We start from the raw sequence: 26,323 nt of genomic DNA on the forward strand, positions 1-26,323 counted from the left end.
CAGCTCGGCGAACCCGGCGGCGTCGTAGACCCCGCCGCAGATCAGCAGCAGGATCGGCCCCGAACCGCGCATCTCGTGGTACAAGGTCGCGCCGGGCACCTTCAGGGTGTTCGTCTTCGTGGGCTGCATGGTCGTGTCTCCTCGGGACTCGCCGGTCTCGGTTCGGCCGGTCACCGAGGGGTCGGAACCGCGGCCGCGTTCTCGACATCCTCGCGCGAGATCTCCCGGGAACCTCCGCGCCGTCACGAGTCGCCGTTCGGAGGCGCGCCGAGACGCTCGTGTCCTGGCCTCGCCGCGGCCGGCGCGGTCATCGGCACCGGCCGCCCGCGCCACCTGGGCGGCGCCTTCGAGAGCGATGTCCGGCCGCGTGACCCGTATGACCCGCGAGGCCGCGGTGAACCTCCGCCTCTGGTTCACCGCGGCCTCGCCCGTACAGCTGGAGTCCGGTCGTCGCGGACACTCGCCGTCCGACCGCGGGCGGGGGTCCGCGAGCCCGGGATCAGAGCGGGATTGTCAGCGATCTTCTACTAGGGGATGGGGACGAAGGACTTGAACCGCCCGGCGGAGTAGCTGCGAAGGGTGTCCAGGGTCGTGTAGGACCCGGTGCAGTCCGCCGTACCGTAGAACTTGAACCTCGAGAACCCGGCGTCCCAGGCGGCGTGGAGGGTCGCGGTCGCGGGCACCGGGGTGCACCCGGCGGGCGGGGTCGGGTAGTGGCCGACCACGTTCCGTGCCGCGTCGAAGAAGTAGAGGCCCACAGGGTCGGACGAGTTGGCCGAGGTGGCGGAGGCCGCCGACGCGGTGGTGCCGAGTCCGAGCACGAGAGTCGTGGCGGTGAGCAGGGCGGAACCGATTGCCGTTGTTTTGCGCACTGAACATCTCCATCGTGTGGATCAGTTGACGCGAAAGATCCTTCCTTGATTTGGTTGATTTTTCAAGCGTTATTTTGACTTGCCAAGTAAGGGAACGGTCGCGTGAAGGGTCTGATCGTGACCGTCGGCAGGAGTGCTCGCGCCGGAGCTCCCGCGGCCCCGCCCCCCTTTCGGCCGGAAGCGGGGCGGCGCGGCGCCAGGTCCTCCGGTCGCGGCAGGCGGGCGCGGAGAGGTCCTGACATGAGCCGGAGAACGCGTAACCCGCTGGCGGGTGTCTTCGCCAGGTACGTCACGGACGCGACCGTCACCGAGGCCGAACCGGTCACCCCCACGATGCGGCGGATCCGTCTCGTCGCCGACGAGCCGATCGACTTCCCCTACACCCCCGGCCAGCACATCAGGATCCAGATCAACGACCCGCTGTCGGTGTACGGGATCCTGCGCCCGGCGGAGACGCTGCGCACCTACACGATCTGGGACTTCGTTCCCGAGGAGCGGGCGCTGGAGCTTCGCGTGCACCTGTACGAGGGCGAGGGCATCGGCCTGAAGTGGGCCCGCGAGGTGCGGCCGGGCGAGCCGGTGACGTTCTGGTGGCCCCAGGGGGACTTCTTCACCCGAGAGGCCCCCTTCCACCTGTTCGTCGGGGAGGAGACCGCGACCGCCGCCTTCGGGCCGATGATCAGGGAGCTGGGGCCGTCGGCACGGGTCTACGGCGTGCTGGAGAGCGACTCCGCCGGGCACGACGTGCCGGTGCCCGGCCCCCACCGGCTGCGCCGCGTCCACCGCGACGGGGCACCGGCCACCTCCTCGCCGACGCTGCTCGCGGCGGTGGCCGCCCTCGATCTCCCCGGCGACACGGGGGCGGCCTACGTGGCGGGAGAGGCCAGGACCTGCCAGCTGGTCCGCGACCATCTCGTACGCGAGCGCGACTGGCCACGTACCGCGATCAAGGTCAAGCCGTTCTGGACACCGGGCAAGCGCGGGCTGCACTGAGGGCGGGGCCCGGCCCGCCGGAGGGCCGTCCCCACCCACGTCGCCGTGCGGAACCCGGCGCTCAGCGGCTCAGGAGCTCAGCCGCCGGACCTTGAGGACGTTGTCCCTGCGGGTGGTGGGCTTCCCGTCGGGGTCGTTCTGGATCCGGTCGTGTTCCTCGCTGAGCAGCACCTCCCACTCCCCGTCCGGGAGCTCGAGGGCTTCGAGGACCTCCTCCGGGGTGGGCAGGTGCACGTCGGGATGGGGGTTGTGCTCCCAGGCGGGGAACCCCGCGTGCCCGACGATGAGGAGGGTCCCGCCGGGCGCGACCGCCGAGGCGGCGGTCCGCAGGATCTTCTCCCGCGGCATGTCGGTGAGGGAGTGCAGGAAATGGGCGGAGACGAGATCGAAGAGGCCTTCGGGGAAGGAGGCCCCCAGGTCGTGCCGCTGCCAGTCGACGCGGCCGGCGACGTCCGCCGAGGCGGCGTGCCGGGCGGCGCGCTCCAGGGCGACGCCGGAGATGTCGGTGGCGGTGACGCGCCATCCCCGCCGCGCGAGCCAGATCGCGTCGGCACCCTCGCCGCATCCCAGGTCCAGGGCGGTGCCCGGCTCCATGCCGGTGACCTCGCGGACCAGGATGACGTTGGGGTTCCCGCTCCAGATCTGGTCGCTCTCGCGGTAGCGGAGGTCCCAGTGCTCCTCGTCGGAGATGGTGTCGTCCTTCACGTGGGTGTCCTCTCGCGAGTGCTCGTGCTCGTGCCGGCCGGGGGAGTGGGAGGCGGAGCCGCGGCGGGCGGCGACGGCCCGGCCGGTCTCCTCGACGACCAGGTCGGCGTTGATCGCCGCACCGGCGCGCACGCCCGCGGCGGCGGCGCCGATGAGCTGCTCGGTCAGGACGGTGACGTTTCCGGCCACCCACACCCCGGGCACCGCCGTCGCCCCGGTCGGGCCGGAGGCGACGTAGCTGCCGATCACGTACCCGCCCATCTCCTGGTCGGTCGCCTCGAGACCCAGGCCGGTGAGGAGGCCGGAGCGGGCGGTGAAGCGCGGTGCCACCGCGAGGGCCTGGCGGGGGACCACCCGGCCGTCCTCCAGGCGTACGCCGGTGAGCCCGTCGTCCGCCGACTCCAGCGCCGTCACCCGCCCGTCCACCACGGTGATGTCGCGGGCGGCCAGCTGCTCGTACTCCTCGGCGCCGAACTCGGGCGCGGTGTGCGTGAAGAGCGTCACGTCCTCACTCCACTGCCGCCACAGCAGGGCCTGGTGGACCGCGAGCGGTCCGGTCGCCAGGATGCCGATCGCCTGGTCGCGCACCTCCCAGCCGTGGCAGTACGGGCAGTGCAGGACGTCGCGCCCCCACCGTTCCGCGAGCCCCGCCACTTGAGGAAGCTCGTCGACCAGGCCGGTCGTCACCAGCAGCCGGTCCGCCGTGACCGAGGACCCGTCGTCGAGCACGACGCGGAAGCCCCCGGCGTCCAGGCGCTCGGCCGTCACGACGTCGCCCTTCACGATCTCGCCGCCGTAGCCCGTCACCTCCGCGCGTCCCACGGCCAGCAGCTCCAGGGGGGACGCGCCTTCGCGCCCCAGGTAGGAATGGATGTGGGCCGCCGGAGCGTTGCGCGGCCGGCCCGCGTCGATCACGAGCACCGAGCGCCGTGCCCGTACCAGGGTCAGCGCCCCGCCCAGCCCGGCGGCGCCACCGCCGACGACCACCACCTCGTAATGCCGGTCCCCGTTCGAGGGAGTCGTGATCACTGTTCGTTCCGTTCGTTCTGTCATGTGTGATTCCTCCGTTCACCCGAGATGGTCGGCCCTCCCCTCGCGAGTTGGCAAAATTACTTGCTGAATCAGCAAAACGCCGCGCGGCGGGCGACGCCCCGGCCCGCACCTTCGGGTTCGGTACGGGCGGGCGCGGGCGCGGAGCCGGTGAGGTTTCCCGGCAGAACACCCGCGTACCGGCGGCAGGCGCCGGTACGCGGGCGGCGGGGTGTGGGGTGTTTACGTGTCGAGGACCGGGATCAGCTGCTCCTCCTCGTAGGCCAGGTGCCTTTCGAGCTCGTCCGTCAGCCGTTCGACCTCGTGGAGCACCGACCGGGGGTCCGTGCCCTCGGTGGAGAGGACCTCCCGCAGCTCCTCGACGAGGACCGCGATCTTCTCGTGCTCCCGGCTCAGCCGCTCCAGGGTCGGGGCGAGTTCGGGATAGCGCTCGGCGAGGAACGGGAACATCGCGATGTCCTCACCGGTGTGGTGGTTGTGCAGCCCCTGGCAGAGGGTCAGGCAGTTCACCCGCAGCTGGGCGCCCAGCCCGGGGCCCGACGTGGTGACCTCCGCGCGGATCAGGGCGAGCTCCCGCCGGAACATGTCGTGGACCCGCTTGAGAGCCTCGCTCGCCGACGACGCGGTCGGCGGACCGCCCCCGGTCAGGGCGACCACGGGGATGACGCGCGTCGTCTTCGCCTGGTAGTCGGCCCAGCCGGGGTCGGCCTCGGCCGCGCGGGCGAAGAGGCGGTCGCGTTCGGCGCCCTCCAGGACGACGGCCCGCGCCTCGTAGGTGAAGATGCCGTCCTCGACCGTGACGAGAGGGTTGGCCACCAGGTTGTGGAACCAGGCCGGGTGGTTCGGCGCGCCACCGGCCGAGGCGATGACCAGGACCCGTTCGCCGCCGTCGGGAAGGTAGCCGAGCGGGGTCGTGTGCCGGGCGCCGGACCGCGCTCCGACGGTGGTCAGCAGGAGCAGCCGGGCCCCCTCGAAGGGGCCGCCGACCTTCCCGCCGTTGGCACGGAACTCCTCGATGACCTGCTGGTTGAAATCGATCGGCATTCTCTGTTTCTTCTCCGGGATCGTTGGTCCCGCGGGCTGTCCGCGGGCATGACGGCATCACCACGGGGCGGTCGCGACCGTGGTGCGGTAAGGGAACCGCGGTGCGGTAAGGGGGAGGGCGCGCCGGATGACCGGCCGGACCGGCGGTGCACCGCCGGGGCAGGTTCGTGGGTGGCGCGAGATCGGCGGCGGTCGGCGACGACCGGCACCGTGGGGCGAACGGGTGTCACGCGGAGCGTGGCTGCGACGTGGGACGCGGAGACCCCGAAACGGGGACCACGGGAAACGTCGCGCTCAACGCGCGGAAGGAAGGAAAGGGGTGGGCCTCTGGCCCGCCCGGGGCTCACGCCTCGGCCGGGTGCCCTACTCGCTGTTGGCCAAAGGCCGACCCGGCAGTCACGAGGTCAACCGTAATGCCACGAACGCGACAAGGCAACGTCGAGCGACGCCGTCCACGGTGACCGGGCGGTTGACTATTCGCCCGGTGTATTCATCGAATGTATAGTCATGATCATGTCTACCGGACACGTCATGCTCGGGCTGCTCTCCGAGCGGCCCAAACATGGGTACGAGCTCAAGCGCGAGCATGACCGGCGCCTGCCGGGCGCCAGGCCGCTCGCGTACGGACAGGTCTACGCGACGTTGCAGCGCCTGCAGCGGGACGGGTTCGCCGAGGTGGCGGAGACCGTGCGGGAGGGCGGTCCCGAGCGCACGGTGTACGCGATCACCGAGGAGGGGCTGGCCGAGCTGGCCCTGTGGCTGGAACAGGTGGAGGCGCCCGCGCCGCACGTCTCCAGCGCGCTCGTCTCGCGCGTGGTGGTGGCGATCGTCGCCGGGGGCGCCGCCGACGGCTACCTGGCCAGGCAGCGCGCCGCCCATCTGGCGCGGATGCGCGAGCTCACCGCGGAGCGGGCCTCGGGGTCCCCCGCGCAGGTGCTCGCCGCCGACTACGCGCTCCAGCACCTCGACGCCGACCTGCGCTGGATCGAGACGGCGATGGAACGACTCACGGAACTCGAGGAGGAGATCGATGCTTGAGGCACGTGCGCTGCGCAAGACCTTCGTCAGGACCGTCGCGCTGGACGGTGTGTCCGCGGAGATCGGCGACGGGGAGATCGTCGCGATCACCGGTCCGAGCGGCTCGGGAAAGTCGACGCTGCTGCACTGCCTGGCCGGGATCATCCGTCCCGAGTCGGGAGAGGTCCACTTCGACGGGCGGCGCGTCGACACCCTCGACGACACCGGTCGCACGAGGCTGCGCAGGCAGAGCTTCGGCGTCGTCTTCCAGTCGGGCAGGCTCGTCCCCGAGCTGACCGCCGAGGAGAACGTGGCGCTGCCGCTGCTGTTCAACCGGCACGGGCGCCGGGAGTCGCTGCTCGCCGCCCGGTCCCGGCTGGAGAGACTGGACGTGGCCGACTGCGCGGACCGGCGGCCCGGCGACCTGTCCGGAGGCCAGCTGCAGCGGGTCGCCGTGGCCCGCGCGCTGGTCACCGGCCCTCGGGTGGTCTTCGCCGACGAGCCGACCGGCGCGCTCGACTCGCTGGCCGGGGAGCGGGTGATGGACGAGCTCGTCGGCACGGCACGCGCGGACGGCACCACGCTGGTGATCGTCACCCACGACAACCGGGTGGCCGCCTACGCCGACCGGGAACTCGCGCTGCGCGACGGCAGGCTCGCCGGGGTGGCGGTGTGATCGCCGTGATCACCGTGACGCGGATGCTCGCCAGGGGCGGATCGCGGCGCGAGCGGGTACGGGGGCGTCTCATGGCCGCGGGGGCGGCGCTCGCGACCTTCCTGCTGTGCGTGGCGGCGAACCTGCTGGCGTTCGGGCTCGGCTTCTCGGTCCACCCCGAGGGCTTCCGCGTCCAGACGCGGCTCGAGTATCTGGGCTTCTTCGCCGGCCGGGACGCGCGGCTGCTCACCGCGCTGGCGCTGGCCCTGTTGGTCGTGCCCACCATGGCCTTCGTCCACCAGGTGAGCCGCCTGGCCACCGCGACGCGGGAGCGGCGGCTGGCCGCGCTCCGGCTGGCCGGGGCCACGCCGCGCGAGGTGCGCCTGCTCGGGGCGTACGAGAGCGGGGGGCGGACCCTGCTGGGCGGGGTGTGTGGCGTCGCGCTGTACCTGGCGTCGAACCTGGCGCTGGCGGGGGCGCTGGAGGGCGCGGTGCCCCTGGTCCCGCCGACGCAGATCGTGGCGATCCTCGTCGCGGTGACGCTCGCCGGGACGCTGTCCGGGCTGAAGGCGGGGCGGCACGTGGTGACCTCCCCGCTGGGCGTGGTCCGGCGGACGCCCCCGGCCGGTCCCCGGGCGCTCGACCTGGTGCTGGTCGCGGTGGGTGTCGGGCTGCTCGCCGCCGGGCTCGTCGGCCTGGGAAGATTCCCCGGCGGGCCGTACGCCGCGGTGCTGTCCATGACGGCGGGAATGGTGCTCCTGCTGTTCGGCCTGGTCCTCGGCGCCGCGTGGCTGATCAGGGTGGCCGCCCGGCGGGTCGGTGACCGCACCGGGGTGGCGGAGACCCTGCTCGCCGCCCGGATGGTCGAGGCCGACCCGAGGGGGTGGGCCCGCGCGCTGTCGGTGGTGGGGCTGACCGTGTTCTTCGGCGCCGGGGTCGGCGCCCAGCAGGGGCCCGTTCTCTTCCGGGGCTACCTCGACTCCTCCTGGGCCGTGGCCTACCTGCTCGTGGATCTCGCCCTGCTGGTCGCGCTGGCCACCTCGGCCGCGGCCCTCGTGGCGCACCAGGCGGAGGACCTGCTGGACCATCGGCACTCGTTCGCGGCCCTGGCGGCTTCCGGGGCACCCGGTCCCGCGCTGGGCCGGGTCCTCACCCGGCAGGCGCTCATCGCGGCGCTGCCGGTGTGCGTCGTGGCCGCCGTCGCCGGGGTGGGGGTGGTCGTCTCGACGGGGTGGGACATCTACCGCGAGGTGCCGGGAGCGCTCGTCTTCGCAGCCGGCCGGGCGGTGCTCATGGTGGGGATCGGGGTGCTGGCCGCGGTGCTGGTGGCGCGGGCGGCCCGGCCGATCCTGCGCCTCGCGCTGCGGCCGGAGGGACTCCGGGACGAGTGAGGGGGAGCCGGGGGAGCGGGTTGTGTGAGTATGGGGGTGAAGGTGACCCTCCCTGGGTTTTCCGGGCCTCTTCTCGGGGTCACAAGTTACGGGTCCGTGCGTTCCGGGTGCGTGCGTTCCGGGTTCATGAGTTCCAGGTCCGTGTATCCGGGTTCACGAGCGGCCCCGGGTTCTCGCGGGTCCTTCCGGAGAGGACGTGATCGTCGTGCCGCCCGTCCGGCCCGGGACACCGGGGTCGTTCCCCGCCTCTCCGGCCGCGGTCGCCGTGGCGGTCGCGGACGTCTCCGCGATCGGAGGGTACTTCGGGCTGGAGCTCGGGCCGGTTCCCCGCGAGCCCGGCTGGGAGCCGCTCACCGACCTTCTCGCCAACCCGGGCACCGTGGAGGCCCGGATCGCGGACATGGCCGACCGGCTCGGCACCGAGGAGACCCGGGTGGCCGCGTCCATCCTCTTCCAGGGCCTGGCCGCCCGTTTCTGGTCGCCGTCCCTCGGTGTCGCGGTCGCCCATGACCTGCTCGTCGACCTGGCTCCCCGCCACGTGTACTGGCGGGCGGTGGCCGGCGGCCCGCTGCCGCTGCGGGCCGCCCGCCTGGAAGGGTGGGAGGACCGCGACCCCGCGCGGATCGCCGGTCCGCTGTATCGCACCGTGGTGACCGGGTTGCTGGAGCCCCTCGCCGAGACGGTCCGGCGGATCGTGCCGACGGCCCCCGGCCTGCTGTGGGGCAACGCGGCCTCCGCCCTGGTGGGCACCCTCCTCGAACTGGGCCGCCACCGCCCCGGACTCGCCGCCAAGGCCGTGGCGCTGGGCCGCGAACTGCTGGACACGGGCCTGCTGCGCGGCACGGGCGAGCTGACCGAACCCGCCCCCGGCCGCCCCTCCTTCGCCCGCCGCAGCTGCTGCCTGTTCTACCGTCTGCCCGGTGGCGGCATGTGCGGCGACTGCGTTCTGGTCGAATCCGGGATCCGTCGCGAGCGGCGGGCGCGCGCCGCTCGGGAGTCCGGCCGATGACCGTGCCGTCCCTGGACCCCTGCCCGTCGGGGGCCGTACCCGGGTAGGGGCCGGGTTCCCGTTCGGATCCGGCCCTCTTCCCTCCCGCCTGGGTACGGATCGGACGGCCCGTACCCGTGCGGAGCGCCGGGTTCTCAGCGGGGCGCCGGTTCCGCTTCTCAGCGGGGCGCCGGTTCCGCGCTCCCGGCGCGCGAGCGCGGCGAGGTCCTGGAACGGCGCGTCAGGGTCGTACCGGCCTGGCCGACGAGGCCGGCCGCCCAGAGCGCGACCGCGATGTACAGGATCTGCTCCGGAATCCTGATCCACAGGGGCGTCGCCTCATCCCCGCCGAAGGGAATGTCGGCGACGGCCGCGTAGATGTTGGCCGGAAGCAGGAGCACGTAGAGGGCGGTCAGGCCGATCCCGGCGGCCCGGCGCGTCGCGGCGACCACGAGGCCCGCGGCGCCGAGGAGTTCCAGCACGCCGGTCACGTAGACCGCGGCGCCGGGGAACGGCACGATCGGCGGCACCATGCGCACCATGTCGGCGTGGTTGGGCATGACGGTCACCCCCGCCGGTACGAAATGCGCGGCGGCGGTGACGACGAGCATGACGGCCATCCCGTGCGCCGCGCTCGCGGGCCAGGTAGCGAACCGGCGGACACCCGACGCGCCCAGAACACGGAAGCCCAGGGTGGCGACCACGAGAACGATCTCAACGACGAATGCGGACATCGACATATCCCTTCTTTGGATAGTGACACTATCTTAAAGTTGGATACTGTCGCTATCCAATAGTGCGAGGGGATCGCGAGACGGTCATGGCGCCTCACGACCTGACCGGTCCGCCGGCCCGCGGGTGGGGCATGGGGCGCGCCTCGCGAGAGTCGCCGGGCCCCCCGGTCGCCACACCGGCCGGTGCGGCATCGGGGCCCGCCGGTCACGCGTCGAGCACCTCCGTGTTCTGGCAGGCGACCAGGAGCCATCTCCCGTCCTCCTTGGCCATGACGTACAGCGGGCTGCCCTCGTTCTGTCCCTCGATCGGGTGGCCGTCGAGCGTCACCGCCCGCTGGCGCACCTTCACGGCGGCGACGTCGGGACGGACGAACAGCACGTGCACCACCTCGTAGGCGCTCGTCGAGTCCTTCATCGCGCCGGGAAGCACCCGATGGGTGAACGCCGAGATCTCGTCACGGCCGGTGAGGCGCCTGCCGTGACCCGTCGTCCAGATCGCGTCGGACCTGAACAGGCCGACGAACTCGCCGGGGAGTTCGTGCTGCTGGGCGTGCTCCAGCGTGGCGATCACCTGCTCGATCGCCTCGATCTCGGTCTCGCGTGCCCGCTCGTCGATGTGTGTCGCGTTCATGCGGGCCAGCGTGGTGCCTCAAGCGCGGTTGAGGTCAACCTGGCCGGCCTGACCGCTCGCCGAGGACTCCGAGGACTCTGAGGGCGACAGGAGTGCGTGAGTGTCGATCGTTTTTTCGTGAAATTTGCCCTGATGGTGGGCGCTACGTGATGAGAACCTGACGCTCGACAGCGTTTCACCTATGTGTGACATCGCACTGGACGTGCACGTGTTCGTCCCGGGGCGGTGACGACTCCGGTGACACGGGCCCGCGAGGCTCGTGAGAGGGCGGGTGTGATCCGATGACCTCCGCGAAGACGACGTCCGCGAAGAAAGCCTCGGCGAGACTGGATCCGCGGCGTGACTACCCGCTGGCGTCCCGTCGCCCGGAGCTGCTCAGGACACCTACCGGCAAGAGCCTCGACGAGATCACCATGGAGGCCGTCCTGGCCGGTGAGGTGGTGGCCGAGGACCTCCGCATCGCGCCCGGGACACTGCGGCTGCAGGCGGAGATCGCGGATTCGTCCGGCAGGCCGCAGCTCGGGCAGAACTTCCGGCGGGCCGCCGAGCTGACCGCCCTGCCGGACGAGAAGGTACTGGAGATCTACAACGCGCTGCGCCCGCGCGCCTCCACGAAACAGCGGCTGACCGAGATCGCCGAGGAGCTGGAGCGCGACCACGCCGCCCTGCTGTGCGCGCGACTGATCAGGGAGGCCGCCGACGTGTACGAGCGCCGGGGCGTCCTCGCGGGCTGAACGCGACGTGTGTTCGACGGCGGGGCAGGGCGTCAGGAAGGTGGGACCGGAGATGAGCACCAGGAACGCGGCGGGCGGGCAGCCGGGCGAGCGGACGGGCGGACAGGCGCCGGCGCTCCGGCGATCCGGCCGCGCGGCGGCCCGGCGAGCGCTCGACGTCCCCTCACGATCCGAGGCCGCCGCGGCCCGGCGGGCGCCCGAGACCTCCCCACGACCCGAGACCTCGCCACGACCCGAGGTCCTTCCGCGATCCCAGGTTCCTCCGCGCTTCGAGACTTCTTCGCGCTCCGAGGCCGCTTCGCGATCCGAGGGCGCGGCGAGCCTCCCGGCGCCGCCCGCTCCCCGGCGGTCCAAGCGTACGGAGATCCTGGAGAACCGCCCGGTCAACCTCGACGGCTTCGTGGAGGAGTGGCCCGAGGTCGGGATGGTCGCGATGGACAGTCCGTACGACCCGCGCCCGAGCGTGCGCTTGGAGAACGGGACCATCGTGGAGATGGACGGCAGGGACAGGGAGGATTTCGACTTCCTCGACCGGTTCATCGCCGACCACGCGATCGACGCCTCGGCGGCCGAACGGGCGATGGCCCTCGAACCCGCCGAGATCGCGCACATGCTGGTGGACCCGAGGGTGTCGCGCGGTGAGGTGCTGGCGGTCTCGGCCGGCCTGACCCCGGCCAAGCTCCTCGAGGTCGTCAAGACCATGAACGTGGTCGAGATGATGATGGCGCTGCAGAAGATGCGGGCGCGGCGTACCCCCGCCAACCAGGGGCACTCCACGAGCGCGCGGGACAACCCGGTCCAGGTGGCCGCAGACGCCGCGGAGGGCGCGCTGCGCGGGTTCCGCGAGCTGGAGACCACCCTCGGCGTGGTGCGCTACGCCCCGCTGGTGGCCATCGCGCTGCAGGTCGGCGCGCAGGCGGGCAGACCCGGCGTGCTCACGCAGTGCGCGCTGGAGGAGGCCACGGAACTCGAACTGGGCATGCGCGGCATCACCGCCTACGCGGAGACGATCTCGGTGTACGGCACCGAGCAGGTCTTCTGCGACGGCGACGACACCCCGTGGTCGAAGGCGTTCCTCGCCTCCGCCTACGCCTCCCGCGGGATCAAGATGCGGTTCACCTCCGGCACCGGCTCCGAGGTGCAGATGGGGCACGCGGAGAGCAGGTCGATGCTGTACCTGGAGATCCGCTGCGTCCTCGTCGCGAAGGGGGCCGGGGTCCAGGGCCTGCAGAACGGCTCGATCAGCTGCATCGGCGTACCCGGCGCGGTCCCGGCGGGAATCCGCGCGGTGCTGGCCGAGAACCTCGTCGCCAGCACCGTCGACCTGGAGTGCGCCTCCGGCAACGACCAGTCCTTCTCGCACTCCGACATGCGCCGCACCGCGCGGCTGATGCCGCAGCTGCTGTCCGGCACCGACTTCGTCTGCTCGGGCTACTCGGCCGTGCCGAACTACGACAACATGTTCGCCGGTTCCAACCTCGACCCCGAGGACTACGACGACTGGAACACCATCCAGCGGGACCTGCAGGTGGACGGCGCCCTGCGGCACGTCCCCGAGGCGGAGATCCTCGCCGCCCGGCGCAGGGCCGCGCGTGCGCTGCAGGGCGTGTTCGCCCACCTCGACCTGGCGCCGATCACCGACAGGGAGGTCGAGGCGGTCGTCTACTCCCACGGCAGCCGGGAACTGCCGCCGAGGGACGTGCTGGAGGACCTGAAGTCGGCGCGGTCGGTGATGGACCGGGGCGTCACCGGGCTCGACATCGTCAAGGGACTGGAGGCCGGCGGCTTCCCCGACGTGGCCGAGGCGCTGCTGGGCGTGCTGAGGCAGCGGGTCTCCGGAGACCTCCTGCAGACCTCGGCGATCCTGACCCCGGAGCTGACGACGCTCTCGGCCGTCAACGACCCCAACGACTACGCGGGTCCGGGCAGCGGATACCGCCCGAGCGGCGCGCGGTGGGAGGAGATGAAACGGCTGCGGCACGTCGTCAGCGCCCGCAACCCGGAGGAGGAGGTCGGCTGACCTTTCCGCCGGACGGGCCGGTGACCGCCGGGCGGGCCGGTGACCGCCGGGCGGTTCACGAGAGGAGAGACGTGATGGTCGACACGACGGCGGTGAGTCCCACGGGCGGTTCCGCCGGGAACGCGGCCGACGAGCGCGCGCCGCGCGCCGGAGAGAGCACGGCCACCGTGCGCACGCTGCGCCTGGAGGAGAAGGGCGCGGCGCGGCCGGGGCGCCGCCCCGACGAGGTGGTGATCGGTGTCTCCCCGGCCTTCGGGGCCTTCTTCTCCAAGACCATCGTCGGCGTCCCGCACGTCGAGGTGCTGCGCGAACTGCTGGCGGGGGTGGAGGAGCAGGGGGTGCATGCCCGGGTCATCCGGTTTCCCGGCAGCTCCGACCTCGCGGTCATCGCCCACACCGCGGCCAGGCTGTCCGGGTCGGGGATCGGTGTCGGCGTCCTCTCGCGCGGCACCACCATGATCCACCAGAGGGACCTGCTCCGCCTGTCGAACCTGGAGCTGTTCCCCCAGGCGCCGCTGATGGACCTGGAGACCTTCCGCAGGGTCGGCGGCAACGCGGCCCGTTACGCCAAGGGCGAGTCGCCGGAACCCGTGCCCTCGCGCAACGACCACATGGCCCGCCCGCGCTGGCAGGCCAAGGCCGCGCTGCTGCACATCAAGGAGACCGAGTTCGTACGGGAGGGCGCGGAACCCGTGGAACTCGACGTGCTGATCCGCGCGGCCGGTGGCGGCTGAGTCGCGGAAGGCCGGAGGGAGGACCATGTCCCTGGTGGTGGGGGTGGACATCGGCAACTCGACCACGGAGGCGTGCGCCACGCGCGTCGGCGAGGACGGGAGGGTCGACCACCTCTCCGCGGCGCTGGGCAGGACGTCGGGCGTGAAGGGCACCGTGGAGAACGTCCCGGGTGTCGTCGAGGTCGTACGCCGTGCCCTGGCCGGGGCGGGATGCGATCCGGCCGACCTCCGGGCGGTGCTGGTGAACGAGGCGACGCCGGTGATCAGCGGGCTCGCGATGGAGACCATCACCGAGACGATCATCACGGAGTCCACGATGATCGGGCACAATCCGGAGACGCCCGGCGGCGTCGGGCTGGGCGCAGGCACCACCGTCGCCTTCCCCGACCTGCCGCGATGCGCCGCCGGGAGCGCGGTGATCTGCGTGGTCGGCGCGGGCGTCGACTTCGAGGACGCCGCCGAGGGGATCAACGCGGCCGTCGCGCGCGGGATCCGGGTCACCGGCGTGGTCGTCCACGCCGACGACGCCAACCTCATCGCCAACCGGCTGGGCGAGCCGGTACCGGTGGTCGACGAGGTCACGCTGGTGGACAGGGTGCCGCTGGGCATGCCGGCCGCCGTCGAGGTCGCCGAGCCGGGCCGTACCATCAGGATCCTGTCCAACTCCTACGGGATCGCCACGGTCTTCGAGCTCGATCCCGAGCAGACCCGCATGATCGCGCCGGTGGCGCGGGCGCTGGTGGGCAACCGCTCGGCCGTCGTGGTGCGCACCCCGGCCGGGGACGTCACCGACCGCAGGATCCCGGCCGGCGCGCTGACCCTGGTCGGCGAGAGGGGCAGGCGGTCGGTCGGGATGGACGCCGGAGCCGAGGAGATCATGGCGACGCTGCGGGGGGTGCGCCCGCTGGCCGACGCCGTGGGCGAGCCCGGCACGAACGTCGGCGGGATGCTCGCCCGCGTCCGCGACACCATGTCCGATCTGACCGCGACGCCCGCCGGCGCCGTACGCGTCCAGGACGTGCTCGCCGTGGACACCTTCGTGCCGCAGCGGGTCACCGGCGGGCTGGCGGGGGAGTTCGCGCTGGAGAACGCGGTCGCGCTGGCCGCGATGGTGCGTACCAGCAAGGGGCCGATGGAACTGCTGGCCGCGCGGCTGCGGGCGGCGCTCGGCACCGAGGTGCTGATCGGCGGGGTCGAGGCCGACATGGCGCTGCTGGGCGCGCTCACCACCCCGGGGGCCGGCAGGCCGGTGGCGATCCTCGACCTCGGCGGCGGGTCCACCGACGCGGCGATGGACACCGGCGACGGCGAGACGCGCTCGGTGCACCTGGCCGGCGCGGGCGACCTGGTCACCAACCTGATCGACTCGGAACTCGGGCTGGAGAACCGGGAACTCGCGGAGGAGATCAAGAAGTTCCCGCTGGCGAAGGCGGAGAGCTTCTTCCACGTCCGGATGGAGGACGGCACCGTCCGCTTCTTCGGCGATCCCCTGCCCGCCGACACCTTCGCCCGCGTCGTCACGCTCACCGGCGGCACGATGAACCCGATCCCCACCCGGCACGGCATGGAGAGGATCCGCCAGGTGCGCAGGTCGGCCAAACACCGGGTCTTCGTGGTCAACGCGCTCCGCGCGCTGGAGCAGGTGGCCCCGGACGGCGACCTGCGGAGGATCGGCTTCGTGGTGGTGCTCGGCGGTTCCGCGCTGGACTTCGAGATCCCCGACATGATCGCGGAGGCCGTCGCGGAGTTCGGGATCGTCAGCGGCACCGGCAACGTGCGCGGTCGCGAGGGCCCGCGCAACGCGGTGGCCACCGGCCTGGTCGTGAGCTACGCGTCCGCGCGGGCGGCCGGGGCCGTGGTGGGCGGCTGACAGCGTGCGGAGGCGTACGGAAGCTTACGAAAGCTTACGAAGGGAGGCGTGGTGAAGGATCGACGGCGGTACCGGCCCGCCGTGCTGGTGTTCCGCCGTCCGGCGCCGGGAGACCGGCACCGCCTGCGTGAGATCGGGGCCGGCATGGAGGAGGAGGGGGTGCCGTACCGGGTGGAGGACGGCCGGGGCGGGGACGTGGGGGGCGGCGCGCGGGAGCTGGCCTTCGCCGCGGCCCGGGCCTCCGGTCTCGGTGTCGGGATAGGCATGGACGCCGCGGGGAACATCTGCGTGCACCACGCCAAACTTCCGCCGGACGCGCCCGCGATGGCGGGCACCGCCTCGGACGCCCGCGTCCTGGGGCACAACGCGGCCCGGCTGGTCGTCGGCGTTCCCTTCAAGCAGTTCGAGCCGTAGGAGGACCCTTCTCATGCCCGATCGCATCGCCACGACACGATGGACCGGTGACCTGACCACCGGATCGGGGACGGTCACGCTCGTCTCCTCCGGAGCGGGCGGGTTCACGGTCTCGCTGCCCACCCGGGCCGGTGCGGCGAACGGCCAGACCAGCCCGGAGGAACTGGTCGCCGCGGCGCACTCCGCCTGCTACAGCATGCAGCTGTCGGCGCTGCTCACCGCGGCCGGCACGCCTCCGGAACGGATCGACACCACGGTGACGGTGTCCCAGAACCTGCGAGGCGAGGCCTATCTGATCACCGAGATCCGGGTGGTCGTGCTGGCCGTCGTCCCGGGCGCCGACGCGGAGGGCTTCCGGCGGGCGGCGGAGACGGCCAAGGAGACCTGTCCCGTCTCCGTGGCCCTCGGCGGCACGGAGATCACCCTGGAAGCCGAGCTGGAGCAGGCGCCCGCCTAGGAGACCGTCGCACCCCGGCCCGCCAAGGACTCGCCGGTCATGAGCTCGTCGGCCGGGGAGCCACTGGTCAGGGGCTCGTCGGCGAGGGAAAGGAGGCCATATGTCCGTACGGATCGGACTCACCGGTGCTCGTCACATGCTGGACGCCGCGCTGGAGAAGGCGGGCGAGGTCGGCCGGCCCATGAACGTCGCCGTGGTCGACGGCGGCGGACACCTGCTGGCGTTCGCGCGCCAGGACGGCGCGATCCTCGCCGGTGTCGACCTCGCCGCGCGCAAGGCCCGTACCGCGGTGCTGACGGCGATGCCCACCGAGCAGCTGGCGAGGGAGGCGGCGCTCGACGGCCCCCTTCGCGGCATCGAGGTGACCAACGGGGGGCTGGTCATCTTCGGCGGCGGCATCCCGCTGGCCGGTGCTGACGGCGGAGTCGTCGGTGCGATCGGGGTGAGCGGGGGGAGCGTGGAGGAGGACGTCTCGGTCGCCCGGGCCGGGGCGGACGCCTTCCAGGCCCCGCGCCTTCCCGGAGCCGGGCCGTCCGAGGCCGCACTCCCCGGAGCCGGGCCGTCCGAGGCCGCACTCCCCGGAGCCGGGGCGTCCGGAGCCGCACTCCCCGGAGCCGGGTCGTCCGGAGCCGCACTCCCCGGAGCCGGGTCGTCCGGAGCCGCACTCCCCGGAGCCGGGTCGTCCGGAGCCGCGCTTCCCGGAGCCGGGCCGTCCGAGGCCGCACTCCCCGGAGCCGGGGCGTCCGGAGCCGCACTCCCCGGAGCCGGGGCGTCCGGAGCCGCACTCCCCGGAGCCGGGTCGTCCGGAGCCGCGCTTCCCGGAGCCGGGTCGTCCGAGGCCGCACTCCCCGGAGCCGGGTCGTCCGGAGCCGCACTCCCCGGAGCCGGGTCGTCCGGAGCCGCGCTTCCCGGAGCCGGGTCGTCCGGGGCCGTGCTTCCCGGGGCGGAGTCTCCTTGAGCCGCGCCCTCCGGCGCCCCGCTCCGGGGAAGGCCCTCGGGCCGGGCGCGGGAGGACGGGTCCTTGTGCTCTCACTTCGTCCGTAGTCTGATTGGGAGGAATTGTTCATCGGGCCGAGCATCCGCGGCACCCCGGACGGTTTCGCGGTGCGGACGGGTGCGCGGTCCGGCACAGCGTCTCTGAACAGGAAGGGAGCCGACGCTGATGACGGTGACCCTGGAAAAGAGCGTCGAGGACTTCATCACCACCCCCCACAAGTTGTTCATCGACGGACAGTGGGTGGACGCGGCGTCCGGCAGGACCTTCGCGACCCCCAACCCCGCTACCGGGCAGACCCTGGCGAACGTCGCCGAAGCCGACGCCGAGGACGTCGACCGGGCGGTACGCGCCGCTCGCAAGGCCTTCGAGCAGGGACCGTGGTCACGGATGACCGCCTCCGAGCGAGGCCGGATCATCTGGAGGATCGGTGACCTGATCCTGGAGCACGCCGAGGAACTGGCCCAGCTCGAATCGCTGGACAACGGCAAGCCGGTGGCCGTGGCGCGGGCCGCGGACGTTCCGCTGGCGGCCGACCTGTTCCACTACATGGCGGGCTGGGCGACCAAGATCGAGGGCAACACGATCGCGCTGTCGGTGCCGTACATGCCGGGTGCCGCGTTCCACGCCTACACCCTGCGCGAGCCGGTCGGCGTGGTCGGCCAGATCATCCCGTGGAACTTCCCGCTGCTGATGGCGGCCTGGAAGCTCGGGCCCGCGCTGGCGACCGGGAACGTCGTGATCCTCAAGCCCGCCGAGCAGACGCCGCTGTCCGCCCTGCGGCTGGCGGAGCTGATCGCCGAGGCCGGGATGCCCGACGGCGTGGTCAACGTCCTGCCCGGGTACGGCGAGACCGCCGGTGCGGCGCTCGCCGCGCACGACGGCGTGGACAAGATCGCCTTCACCGGCTCCACCGAGGTCGGCAAGCTGATCGTGCACGCCGCCGCGGGCAACCTGAAGAAGGTCACCCTGGAGCTCGGCGGCAAGAGTCCCAACATCGTCTTCGACGACGCCGACCCCGACATCGCCATTCAGGGCGCGGCGAACGCGATCTTCTTCAACCACGGCCAGTGCTGCGTGGCCGGATCCCGGTTGTTCGTCCAGCGCGACCGCTTCGACCAGGTGGTGGAGGGCGTCGCCGAGATCGCCAGGGGCATCAGGCTCGGCCCGGGCATGGAGCCCGACACGCAGATGGGGCCGCTGGTCTCCGACGAGCAGCTGCGCCGGGTGACCGGCTACCTGGACTCCGGGCGCGAGGAGGGCGTCCAGACCCTGGCCGGAGGCAACCGGCACGGAGAGCGGGGCTACTTCGTCCAGCCCACCGTGCTCACCGACGTACGCCCGGAGATGAAGGTCGTCCGTGAGGAGATCTTCGGGCCGGTGGTGGTCGCCTCACCGTTCTCCGACCTGGACGAGATCGCCGCGGAGGCCAACGCCACCGACTACGGGCTGGGGGCCGGCATCTGGACCCGCGACATCTCCAAGGCGCACGCCCTCGCGAGCAAGATCCGCGCCGGCACCGTCTGGATCAACTGCTACAACGTCTTCGACGCCGCCCTGCCCTTCGGCGGCTACAAGCAGTCGGGCTGGGGCCGCGAGATGGGCCACCAGGCCCTCGACGCCTACACCGAGGTGAAATCCGTCTGCACCCAGCTGCAGACCTGACCGCGCACCGGACCCGTGCCCGCGCCGTATGACAGGTGAGCGGGCACGGGCCCGGCCCGCCCCCGCCGGGGTCTCACGGCCGGGTGCCGGACACGGACTCCAGCAGGGACCAGCTCCGGTCGTCCCCCCAGATCGAGAACGCGTCCACGTACGGCCGCAGCAGGGCGGTGAGCTCCGCGTCGCCCCGGCCGTTGAGCTCGTCCGAGGCTATCTTCCGCGCCGCCCCGGCGAGGAGGTCGGCGACCTGGATCCGCGGGTCCTCGTGCGAGGCGACGAACCTCAGCCCGGCCAGCCGGCCACCCGGCGGCCAGGGGAGACCGTCGGGCCGCGGCTCGCCCAGCATCTCCCTGATCCGCGCGACGCGTTCCTCCGTCAGCGCGGTCTGCCGGTCGTGAACGATCGAGACGGGCCTCGTGCCCTCACCCCAGAAGACGACGGCCCGGACGATGGCCGGGATCAGGGGGTCCAGCGCCGGGATCACCCGCGGGCCGTCGAGGAGCCGCGCCAGGAAGGAGTCCACGCGAGGCCTGGCCCGCCGGAGCAGTCCCATGATCTCGCCGATCTCGCTCCCCGCGCCGGCGAGGCGCAGGTCGTCGACCGTGTCGAAGAACGCTTCGGCGGACGTCGCCGGGCCCCGGCCGTTGCCGGCGCGCATCAGGTCGTTGAACGCCTCCAGGAAGGACTGCCACCGTTCGTGCCCGAACGCGCGCCGGCCCTCGCGGTACAGGGTGGCGGCCATGGCGGTGACCTGCCGGTCCCGTCGCGGGCCTGGAGCGTGAGCGGTCTCCCCGGCCAGCAGCCCGGCGAGTTTCCCGACGACGACGAACGTCTTGTCGGTCAGGTGCACGTGGGCCTTGCCGTGGATCGGCCCCGACGGCCCGAGCAGCCACGTGAGGGCACGCCGGTTCTTCTCGCGGAGCAGGACGTTCGCCTTGTACTCCACGGCCGGGGAGGGGCCTCTGTCGCGTATTCCCCGAATGCAGCTCGCCGCCGACTCGACGTCCATGCACACGCTGGCGTGCGTGAAAACGTCGGTGTTCCCGCCGATGAGTTTCTCGCCCTCCGAGCCGGACTCGTCGCAGCTGATTTCCACGGGTTGATCGGCCGATACGGATTGTGCCCGCATGATGTCCTTGCGATATCGGTCACTGCCCGGTTCCATGGTTAATGGACGATTCTTTAGGATACGTCACCCTGATACTCGCGCAACGGATTTTTCGGTCCGTGCCATCGGCGGCGCGTCGTGCCGCGCTGGCGCCTCCGTCTCGGAGTTGACCGGCGCGGCCGTATCGCCGGGCGGGCAGCGCGAAGATGAGCCATCGGGTGCGGCGGGAGTCGGCCCCGACGCCGTGGCAGTTGATCTTCAGGCGCTGAGGGAGCCCGCGCGGCGCGCGGATTTCGTGCCCGGAGGGCTTTCGTGGCGGGCGCGAGGGGCGAGTCGCCGGGCCGGGCAAGGCAGTGAATTGTCGCCTTTATCGATAAATTTCAAGCTCCATCTGTTTGGCGGCTTTTTGTGGTTGATAAATTGCTTCGCTGGGATCTGCTGGTATGCCATATGGCGGGGCATTGTGCCGCCGATTGGTAATGTCGGAAGGCGTGACGCATCATCTCAATGCGTCCGGGTGGCACAATACCAAAAGAAAAGAAATATATTATGAAATATGACAATAGATCTCGTGGGGCGGCGTGGAAGGTGGTCCGTTCGGGGTTGACGGGGATCCTCATGACACTGATCACGATGGGGGCCGTCGCCGCGCCCCGCGCCGCGAACGCGGCGGAGCCGGTGCCCCCGGACGCTGCCGCGCCCGCCCTCCAGGCGTGCGGGATCGTCACCACGAACGGGCTGAACTCGACGTGCGCCGGAGGGGACGACGACGCCCCGATCTCCTTCGTCGCGACGGTGACGGCGGAGGACGGGAGCGCCCCCACGGGCCGCGTCACCTTCGCCACCGACGGGGTGACCCTGGGTACGGCCCTGCTCGTGTCGGGTGTCGCGACCCTGACGACCTCGACCCTTCCCGACGGCGCGCACCGCATCGTCGCCTACTACCCGGGTACGGCCGATTTCGACCCGAGCCAGACGCCGCTGCTGATCCAGCGCGTCGGCCTCGGCTGCCCGTGCCCGCCGACGGGCCCGGGGGGGATCGGGATAGGGGTCAACATGGAGAGCAGGAGTCCCGCCTCCGGCCAGGCCGGGAGCCCGGTCCCCGCGCGGGCCGGCAGCCCGGCTTCCGGGAAGGCCGGGAGTACGGCTTCCGGGAAGGCCGGGAGTACGGTCCCCGGGAAGAGGATCCGCACCCGGATCGTGTTCGGCGGAAACGCGTAGCGGGGCGCCCGGCGCCTCGGGCCCGTCCCGTACACCGACCGGCCGGGAGGTGGGTGGGAGATAATCCGCGGTGTGTTGTTCGGTGTCCTCGGCCCGGTGGAAGTGCGGTCCGACGCGGGAAGGCCTGTCCCCGTCGGCGGGCCGGGTCTGCGCGCGCTGCTCGCCCTGCTGCTGATGGACGCGGGCCGGGTGGTCACCGCGGAGCGGATGATCGACGGCCTGTACGGGAAGGCGCCGCCGCCCGGCGCGGCGAACGCCCTGCAGTCCCAGGTGTCGCGGCTGCGCCGGGGGCTGCGGGCCGTCGGCGCGCGGGTCGAGTTCCATCCGGCGGGCTACCGCCTCGTCGCCGACCCCGAGAGCGTCGACGCGCACCGGTTCGAGCGGCTCGCCCGCGAGGGACGGCGCGCGCTGGCCGCCGGTGACCACCGTCGCGCGGCCGCCCTGCTCCGTGAGGGCCTGGGGCTGTGGCGGGGCCCGGCCCTGGCGGACGTGTCCGGCGCGCCGTTCGCCGGGGCCCAGGCGGCTCGCCTGGAGGAGTCGCGGGTCACCGCCTTCGAGGACAGGGCGGAGGCCGAACTCGCGCTGGGCGAGCATCGCGAGATGGTGGCCGAGCTGCGGAGAATGGTCGACGCGCACCCGTTGCGGGAACGGCTGCGAGGCCAGCTCATGCGGGCGCTGCACGGCTCGGGCCGGCAGGCCGAGGCGCTCGCGGTGTTCGAGGACGCCCGGCGCGCCCTGGCCGAGGAACTGGGCGCGAACCCGTCCGGCGAACTCGGGAACGTCCACCTGGCCGTCCTGCGCGACGCGCGGCCGCCCCGCACGGGCCTGCCCGCCCAGCTCACCGGCTTCGTGGGACGCGAGCGGGAGTGCGCCGGGATCGGCGACCTGCTGGGGACGGCGCGCCTGGTCACCCTCACCGGGCCGGGCGGGGCGGGCAAGACCCGGCTGGCCGTCGAGGTGGCCCGGCGGCGAGCGGGCGAGGTGTGCTTCGTGGACCTGGCCCCGCTCGGCGACGGCGCGCGGGTCCCGCGGGCGGTGGGCCTGGCGCTGGGACTGCGCGAGTACGGGCTGCTCCCCGGCTCGGCCGATCCTCTCGGCCGCCTGGTCGCCGAGCTGGAGGGCCGCCGGACGCTGCTCGTCGTCGACAACTGCGAACACCTCCTCGACGAGGTGGCCCGGCTGGTCCACCGGCTGCTGGCCGCGTGCCCGGAGCTGCGGGTGCTGGCCACCGGCAGGGAGGCGCTGGGCATCACGGGCGAGTCGCTGTACCCGGTGTCGCCGCTGGCGCTCCCCGGGCCCGAGGCCGGGCCCGAGGAGGCACTCGGCCACGCCGCCGTACGGCTGTTCGCCGACCGGGGCGCCGCGGTGCGACCGGGGTTCGCGGTGGACGGCGGCAACGTGGGGACGGTCTCGCGGATCTGCGCGGCCCTCGACGGGCTGCCCCTGGCCATCGAGCTCGCCGCCGCGCGGCTGCGCTCGCTCACGGTCGAGGAGATCGCCGACCGGCTGGACGACCGGTTCCGGCTGCTGTCGCGGGGCGACCGCACGGCCCCGCCACGCCACCGGACGCTGCGCGCGGTGATCGAGTGGAGCTGGGAGCTGCTCGACGACCGGGAGCGGCTACTGGCCAGGCGCCTCACGGTCTTCGCCGGCGGCGCGACCCTGGAGACGGCCACTCGCGTCTGCGGGCTGCCCGACACCACCGGCGCGATGACCGGCCTGGTGGACAAGTCGCTGGTGGAGGCCCGCGGCGGCCGCTATCACATGCTGGACACCGTACGGGAGTTCTGCGCCGGACGGCTGGCCGAGGCCGGTGAGCGGGAAGCCGTACAACGGGCGCACGCCACCTACTTCCACGACCTCGCCGAGACCGCCGACGCCCACCTGCGCGGCGCCTCGCAGCTGGAGTGGGCGGCCACGCTCGCCACCGAGCACGGCAACCTCCACGCCGCGCTGCGCTGGGCGGCCGGCGCCGACCCCGTCCTGGGGCTGCGCCTGGCCGCCGCGCTGTCGTGGCACTGGTGGCTCAGCGGCCTGCGTGACGAGGGCGCCCCGCCGGCCGCCGCGCTCGTCGAGACGTTCGGCGCCTCGGTGCCGCCCGAGCTGGTGGAGGAGTACGTCCTGTGCGCCGTCCACAGCGCGAGGGCCGCCCTCCCGGGCCTGGAACGGGCCCAGACGATCATCGTCACCCGGGGGCGCCCGCTCCGGCGCCCGCACCTTCTCCTCCTGTACTCCATGGCCATGGTGCCCGCGGACGCCGCCGTCCCCCTCCCGCCGGGGCTGCTCGGCCCCGACCCGTGGTCGCAGGCGCTGTTACGGCTGAGCGAGGGGCACCGGTGGCTGTTCGGCGGCGAGCCGGCCAGGGCCGAGGGGGAGTTCCTGCGGGCACTCGACGACTTCCGGTCGGCCGGTGACCGGTGGGGGGCCGCCAACGCGCTGGACCGGCTGGCCGAGATCGCCGCCTGGCGGGGGGATCGGGCGAGGTCGTCGGCGTCGAGTGACGAGGCGCTCGCGCTGCTCGGCGAGCTCGGAGCCGCCGAGGCCGCCGCGGACCTGCTGTGCCGGCGCGCGTACGGGGCGATCCGCGAGGGCGGCGGCCTCGCCGCCGCCTACCGCGACTACGAGCGCGCCGCCGAACTGGCCCGGACGACGGGCACCGCGGAAACGGTGGCCGGGGCGCGTTGCGGGCTCGGCGAGGTCTCGCGGCTGCGTGGCGACCTGCCCGGCGCCCGGCGTCTCTTCGAGCTGGCCCTGGACGGGGGCACCGCCGCGACGGCGGGCGCCGGGCGGACGCGGGCGCGGGCCCTGATCGGGCTGGGCCGGATCGCCGAGGCCGAGGGTGATCTCGCCGAGGCGCGAGCCCGGCTGCACCGGGCGCTGGATGTCGCGGCCGGCCATCGCGACCGTCCGGTGGCGGCCGAGGCGATCGCCGGCGCCGCCGGTCTCGCCCTGCTCGAAGGCGGGACCGGCGGGGCCGAGCGCGCCGCGCTGCTGCTGGGCGCGGCCGTCGCCGTACACGGTGCCGGGGAGGTGGTGAGACCCGAGGTGGCCTCGGCGGCCCGGGACCGGGCCGGAACGCAGGGATATACCGCGGCCTTCGCCCGCGGCAAGACGATGACCTGCGAGGACGTCCTCGCCCTGCTCCGCCCGGCACCGCCCGGTGCGTGACGGTCGACGTCCGGTGCGCGGACGGTCAGCGCCGTGCTCGACGCTGGCCGTACCGACCACCGACGAGGGAGCCTTCGCATGGGAAGCCTGACCGGCAAGACGGCACTGGTGACGGGAGCCTCGCGCGGCATCGGCCGCGCCATCGCCCGACGGCTCGCCGCCGACGGCGCGCTGACCGCCGTGCACTACGGCCGCGACGAGGCCGCGGCGAACGAGACGGTGGCCACGATCGGGGAGGCCGGTGGGCGGGCCTTCCCGGTCCGGGCCGAACTCGGCGTCGACGGCGACGTGGACACCCTGTTCGCCGGGCTGGCCGAGGGGCTGTCGGGAGAGCCGCTCGACATCCTGGTCAACAACGCGGCCGGACCGCCGGCCGGGCCGATCGAGGAGACCACCCCGGAGGAGTTCGACCGGTTGTTCGCCGTCAACGTGAAGGCGCCGTTCTTCATCATCCGGCGAGCCCTCCCGCTGATGCGCGACGGCGGGCGCGTCATCACCGTCTCCTCCACGAGCACCCGGGTCGCCACGCCCTTCCAGACCTCCTACGCCATGACCAAGGGAGCCGTCGAGACCATGGGTTTCACCCTGGCGAACGCGCTGGGGGCGCGGGGCATCACGGTGAACACCGTCACGCCGGGCGCGACCCTCACCGACCTGAACGCCTCACTGCTGCGAGACCCCGGCGTCGAGGAGTTCGTGAGCGGCCTGACGGCGCTGGGCCGGGTCGGGCTGCCCGCCGACATCGCCGACGCGGTCGCGTTCCTGGCCTCCCACGACGGCCGCTGGGTCACCGGCCACGTGCTCGACGTCAGCGGCGGCATGTATCTCGGCCCCCGCGCCTGAGCGCCCGAGGCGGGCGCGCCTCACGGACGCGGCCCCGCGCTCCGGGCGGGCCGCCCGCGCGGCGCGGAACCCGGAGGCCGTGCCGAGCCGTCGCGATCCCGGGCGGAGCGGCTCAGGACGCCGGTGCCGCGATCCCGGGCGGAGCGGCTCAGGACGCCGGTGCGAGGGACGGGTACCGGTGCTCCTGGAATCGGGTGATCCTCATGACGACCAGGGAGGCCAGGACGGCGCAGATCGCGTTCGGTGCGGCGAAGAGGAGCTCGGCCTGGGCCGCGAGGAGGAGGGAGGCCGGGCCTTCGGCCCGGGACGTGAGCAGGTGGACGACGAGGGAGACCCAGGTGGAGAGCAGCCATGTCGACCACCAGGCCCGCACCAGCCATGACCGGGGGGCGTTCCGCAACGCGGCGGGTTGCGGCGGGTTCGCAGAGAGGTGGCCGGGTTTGGACGTCGCCCAGATGTCGTCGACGACCTGCTTGGGAAACCACAGGCTCACGACCGGGAGCAGCCAGCCCAGCACGACCCACCGGGAGTCTCTACGGTGCTCGATCGCCGTGAGCGCCTCGGCGTTGGACCGGGCCGCGGTCAGCCAGATCAGGAACGTGATCCCGGTGAGGATGTAGACAGCGGACCGCGCCCGACCGAAGAAGGCGTACCAGTCGTCGTTGGCCCTCAGCGCGTCCACGTCGACCGTGTACGGGGCGTCCACGATCCTGGAGAGCAGCGAGAGGCGCTCCACGGTTCCCACGAGCGCGAGAAGGTCGATCAGCGTCGTGACCCCCAGCAACACCACGACCGCGATCGCCAGGGCGTGGACCGGCCGCACGGGCCTCGGGAAAGGGGGAGCGGGGGAGGGATGCATTCTCGTCCTCTGTGTGATCATGCGAAGAGGATGAGAATGTATCCCGGCGTGTCATCACACGGCACCTGAGATCCGGCGGGCAGGTCACGGCGTGGTGCGACCGCGCCTTCGTCGCGGGTCGTCGCGGGTCGTCGCGGGTCGAAGCCTTCGCGCCCTGTT

23 protein-coding genes and 1 pseudogene are annotated in these 26,323 nt (G+C 72.8%); 16 read left to right on the forward strand and 8 right to left on the reverse strand.

Annotated elements, in window-relative coordinates:
• Window positions 1-527 precede the first annotated feature (527 nt).
• Window positions 528-872: a hypothetical protein gene (locus AC5L38_RS40870; RefSeq protein WP_495248192.1), complete on the reverse strand. Its 345-nt coding sequence runs from the start codon at window positions 870-872 to the stop codon at window positions 528-530.
• Between the two features lie 240 nt (window positions 873-1,112).
• On the opposite strand from AC5L38_RS40870, the gene AC5L38_RS40875 reads away from it, so the two are divergent.
• Window positions 1,113-1,865: a siderophore-interacting protein gene (locus AC5L38_RS40875; protein ID WP_495248193.1), complete on the forward strand. Its 753-nt coding sequence runs from the start codon at window positions 1,113-1,115 to the stop codon at window positions 1,863-1,865.
• A 69-nt stretch (window positions 1,866-1,934) separates the two neighbouring features.
• On the opposite strand, the gene AC5L38_RS40880 is transcribed toward AC5L38_RS40875, so the two are convergent.
• Window positions 1,935-3,623, reverse strand: coding sequence for a methyltransferase domain-containing protein (locus tag AC5L38_RS40880; RefSeq protein ID WP_495248194.1), 1,689 nt, complete (start codon window positions 3,621-3,623; stop codon window positions 1,935-1,937).
• A gap of 219 nt (window positions 3,624-3,842) precedes the next feature.
• Window positions 3,843-4,664 (reverse strand): nitroreductase/quinone reductase family protein, encoded by an 822-nt coding sequence (locus AC5L38_RS40885; protein WP_495248195.1) that lies wholly within the window; start codon window positions 4,662-4,664, stop codon window positions 3,843-3,845.
• Window positions 4,665-5,177: 513 nt separating this feature from the next.
• On the opposite strand from AC5L38_RS40885, the gene AC5L38_RS40890 reads away from it, so the two are divergent.
• The 4 genes from AC5L38_RS40890 (at window position 5,178) to AC5L38_RS40905 (ending at window position 8,736) form a co-directional block, all read left to right on the forward strand.
• Complete coding sequence (locus tag AC5L38_RS40890; RefSeq protein WP_495248196.1) at window positions 5,178-5,702, forward strand: PadR family transcriptional regulator; 525 nt, start codon at window positions 5,178-5,180, stop codon at window positions 5,700-5,702.
• The gene (locus AC5L38_RS40895; protein WP_495248197.1) at window positions 5,695-6,357 is read left to right on the forward strand and encodes an ABC transporter ATP-binding protein; all 663 of its coding nucleotides are present in this window, start codon (window positions 5,695-5,697) and stop codon (window positions 6,355-6,357) included. Before AC5L38_RS40890 ends, AC5L38_RS40895 begins: the two co-directional genes overlap by 8 nt.
• Complete coding sequence (locus AC5L38_RS40900; protein ID WP_495248198.1) at window positions 6,354-7,727, forward strand: FtsX-like permease family protein; 1,374 nt, start codon at window positions 6,354-6,356, stop codon at window positions 7,725-7,727. Before AC5L38_RS40895 ends, AC5L38_RS40900 begins: the two co-directional genes overlap by 4 nt.
• 196 nt (window positions 7,728-7,923) lie before the next feature.
• Entirely contained in the window at window positions 7,924-8,736 is an 813-nt protein-coding gene (locus tag AC5L38_RS40905) for a (2Fe-2S)-binding protein (RefSeq protein WP_495248199.1), read from the forward strand.
• 158 nt (window positions 8,737-8,894) lie between these two features.
• On the opposite strand, the gene AC5L38_RS40910 is transcribed toward AC5L38_RS40905, so the two are convergent.
• Both AC5L38_RS40910 and AC5L38_RS40915 read right to left on the reverse strand, forming a co-directional pair.
• On the reverse strand, window positions 8,895-9,449 hold the full coding sequence (locus tag AC5L38_RS40910) for a DoxX family protein (RefSeq protein ID WP_495248200.1): 555 nt from the start codon (window positions 9,447-9,449) through the stop codon (window positions 8,895-8,897).
• 205 nt (window positions 9,450-9,654) lie between these two features.
• Window positions 9,655-10,080, reverse strand: coding sequence for an SgcJ/EcaC family oxidoreductase (locus AC5L38_RS40915; RefSeq protein ID WP_495248201.1), 426 nt, complete (start codon window positions 10,078-10,080; stop codon window positions 9,655-9,657).
• A 281-nt stretch (window positions 10,081-10,361) separates the two neighbouring features.
• Between AC5L38_RS40915 and AC5L38_RS40920 the strand changes: the two genes are divergently transcribed.
• The 7 genes and pseudogenes from AC5L38_RS40920 to AC5L38_RS40950 form a co-directional block, all read left to right on the forward strand.
• The gene (locus AC5L38_RS40920) at window positions 10,362-10,814 is read left to right on the forward strand and encodes a diol dehydratase small subunit (protein WP_495248202.1); all 453 of its coding nucleotides are present in this window, start codon (window positions 10,362-10,364) and stop codon (window positions 10,812-10,814) included.
• A gap of 52 nt (window positions 10,815-10,866) precedes the next feature.
• Window positions 10,867-12,834 carry a propanediol/glycerol family dehydratase large subunit gene (locus AC5L38_RS40925; RefSeq protein WP_495248203.1) on the forward strand — a complete coding sequence of 656 codons (1,968 nt, stop codon included), beginning with the start codon at window positions 10,867-10,869 and terminating at the stop codon, window positions 12,832-12,834.
• Between the two features lie 74 nt (window positions 12,835-12,908).
• On the forward strand, window positions 12,909-13,568 hold the full coding sequence (locus AC5L38_RS40930) for a propanediol/glycerol family dehydratase medium subunit (protein ID WP_495248204.1): 660 nt from the start codon (window positions 12,909-12,911) through the stop codon (window positions 13,566-13,568).
• A gap of 25 nt (window positions 13,569-13,593) precedes the next feature.
• A complete protein-coding gene (locus AC5L38_RS40935) occupies window positions 13,594-15,438 on the forward strand; it encodes a diol dehydratase reactivase subunit alpha (RefSeq protein WP_495248205.1) in 1,845 nt (614 codons plus the stop codon).
• A 51-nt stretch (window positions 15,439-15,489) separates the two neighbouring features.
• A complete protein-coding gene (locus tag AC5L38_RS40940; RefSeq protein WP_495248206.1) occupies window positions 15,490-15,852 on the forward strand; it encodes a glycerol dehydratase reactivase beta/small subunit family protein in 363 nt (120 codons plus the stop codon).
• Window positions 15,853-15,865: 13 nt separating this feature from the next.
• On the forward strand, window positions 15,866-16,309 hold the full coding sequence (locus AC5L38_RS40945) for an OsmC family peroxiredoxin (protein WP_495248207.1): 444 nt from the start codon (window positions 15,866-15,868) through the stop codon (window positions 16,307-16,309).
• A 100-nt stretch (window positions 16,310-16,409) separates the two neighbouring features.
• Window positions 16,410-16,790, forward strand: a pseudogene (locus tag AC5L38_RS40950) (GlcG/HbpS family heme-binding protein); the annotation flags it as partial.
• Here AC5L38_RS40950 and AC5L38_RS40955 read toward each other — a convergent pair.
• Window positions 16,690-17,388 carry a pentapeptide repeat-containing protein gene (locus tag AC5L38_RS40955; protein ID WP_495248248.1) on the reverse strand — a complete coding sequence of 233 codons (699 nt, stop codon included), beginning with the start codon at window positions 17,386-17,388 and terminating at the stop codon, window positions 16,690-16,692. The pseudogene AC5L38_RS40950 and the gene AC5L38_RS40955 overlap by 101 nt on opposite strands.
• A gap of 83 nt (window positions 17,389-17,471) precedes the next feature.
• Here AC5L38_RS40955 and AC5L38_RS40960 point away from each other — a divergent pair, with 83 nt between their 5' ends.
• Complete coding sequence (locus AC5L38_RS40960; RefSeq protein WP_495248208.1) at window positions 17,472-18,968, forward strand: aldehyde dehydrogenase family protein; 1,497 nt, start codon at window positions 17,472-17,474, stop codon at window positions 18,966-18,968.
• A 73-nt stretch (window positions 18,969-19,041) separates the two neighbouring features.
• On the opposite strand, the gene AC5L38_RS40965 is transcribed toward AC5L38_RS40960, so the two are convergent.
• Entirely contained in the window at window positions 19,042-20,061 is a 1,020-nt protein-coding gene (locus AC5L38_RS40965) for a DUF3800 domain-containing protein (protein WP_495248209.1), read from the reverse strand.
• Window positions 20,062-20,691: 630 nt separating this feature from the next.
• On the opposite strand from AC5L38_RS40965, the gene AC5L38_RS40970 reads away from it, so the two are divergent.
• The 3 genes from AC5L38_RS40970 to AC5L38_RS40980 all read left to right on the forward strand — a co-directional run bounded on the left by AC5L38_RS40970 (window position 20,692) and on the right by AC5L38_RS40980 (window position 25,305).
• Entirely contained in the window at window positions 20,692-21,294 is a 603-nt protein-coding gene (locus tag AC5L38_RS40970; RefSeq protein WP_495248210.1) for an Ig-like domain-containing protein, read from the forward strand.
• A gap of 72 nt (window positions 21,295-21,366) precedes the next feature.
• The gene (locus AC5L38_RS40975; RefSeq protein WP_495248211.1) at window positions 21,367-24,462 is read left to right on the forward strand and encodes an ATP-binding protein; all 3,096 of its coding nucleotides are present in this window, start codon (window positions 21,367-21,369) and stop codon (window positions 24,460-24,462) included.
• 78 nt (window positions 24,463-24,540) lie between these two features.
• A complete protein-coding gene (locus AC5L38_RS40980; RefSeq protein ID WP_495248212.1) occupies window positions 24,541-25,305 on the forward strand; it encodes an SDR family NAD(P)-dependent oxidoreductase in 765 nt (254 codons plus the stop codon).
• A gap of 148 nt (window positions 25,306-25,453) precedes the next feature.
• On the opposite strand, the gene AC5L38_RS40985 is transcribed toward AC5L38_RS40980, so the two are convergent.
• A complete protein-coding gene (locus tag AC5L38_RS40985; RefSeq protein ID WP_495248213.1) occupies window positions 25,454-26,185 on the reverse strand; it encodes a DUF4328 domain-containing protein in 732 nt (243 codons plus the stop codon).
• Between the last annotated feature and the right edge of the window lie 138 nt (window positions 26,186-26,323).

This window comes from Streptosporangium nanhuense (genome assembly GCF_059358815.1).

Excerpts from the sequence above, each read along its gene's own strand:
- AC5L38_RS40875 (WP_495248193.1), top strand. The coding sequence starts at position 1,113 with ATGAGCCGGAGAACGCGTAACCCGCTGGCGGGTGTCTTCGCCAGGTAC.
- AC5L38_RS40880 (WP_495248194.1), bottom strand. The coding sequence starts at position 3,623 with ATGACAGAACGAACGGAACGAACAGTGATCACGACTCCCTCGAACGGG.
- AC5L38_RS40885 (WP_495248195.1), bottom strand. The coding sequence starts at position 4,664 with ATGCCGATCGATTTCAACCAGCAGGTCATCGAGGAGTTCCGTGCCAAC.
- AC5L38_RS40890 (WP_495248196.1), top strand. The coding sequence starts at position 5,178 with ATGTCTACCGGACACGTCATGCTCGGGCTGCTCTCCGAGCGGCCCAAA.
- AC5L38_RS40895 (WP_495248197.1), top strand. The coding sequence starts at position 5,695 with ATGCTTGAGGCACGTGCGCTGCGCAAGACCTTCGTCAGGACCGTCGCG.
- AC5L38_RS40910 (WP_495248200.1), bottom strand. The coding sequence starts at position 9,449 with ATGTCCGCATTCGTCGTTGAGATCGTTCTCGTGGTCGCCACCCTGGGC.
- AC5L38_RS40915 (WP_495248201.1), bottom strand. The coding sequence starts at position 10,080 with ATGAACGCGACACACATCGACGAGCGGGCACGCGAGACCGAGATCGAG.
- AC5L38_RS40920 (WP_495248202.1), top strand. The coding sequence starts at position 10,362 with ATGACCTCCGCGAAGACGACGTCCGCGAAGAAAGCCTCGGCGAGACTG.
- AC5L38_RS40925 (WP_495248203.1), top strand. The coding sequence starts at position 10,867 with ATGAGCACCAGGAACGCGGCGGGCGGGCAGCCGGGCGAGCGGACGGGC.
- AC5L38_RS40930 (WP_495248204.1), top strand. The coding sequence starts at position 12,909 with ATGGTCGACACGACGGCGGTGAGTCCCACGGGCGGTTCCGCCGGGAAC.
- AC5L38_RS40935 (WP_495248205.1), top strand. The coding sequence starts at position 13,594 with ATGTCCCTGGTGGTGGGGGTGGACATCGGCAACTCGACCACGGAGGCG.
- AC5L38_RS40945 (WP_495248207.1), top strand. The coding sequence starts at position 15,866 with ATGCCCGATCGCATCGCCACGACACGATGGACCGGTGACCTGACCACC.
- AC5L38_RS40955 (WP_495248248.1), bottom strand. The coding sequence starts at position 17,388 with ATGCTCGGCCCGATGAACAATTCCTCCCAATCAGACTACGGACGAAGT.
- AC5L38_RS40960 (WP_495248208.1), top strand. The coding sequence starts at position 17,472 with ATGACGGTGACCCTGGAAAAGAGCGTCGAGGACTTCATCACCACCCCC.
- AC5L38_RS40970 (WP_495248210.1), top strand. The coding sequence starts at position 20,692 with ATGACACTGATCACGATGGGGGCCGTCGCCGCGCCCCGCGCCGCGAAC.
- AC5L38_RS40980 (WP_495248212.1), top strand. The coding sequence starts at position 24,541 with ATGGGAAGCCTGACCGGCAAGACGGCACTGGTGACGGGAGCCTCGCGC.
- AC5L38_RS40985 (WP_495248213.1), bottom strand. The coding sequence starts at position 26,185 with ATGATCACACAGAGGACGAGAATGCATCCCTCCCCCGCTCCCCCTTTC.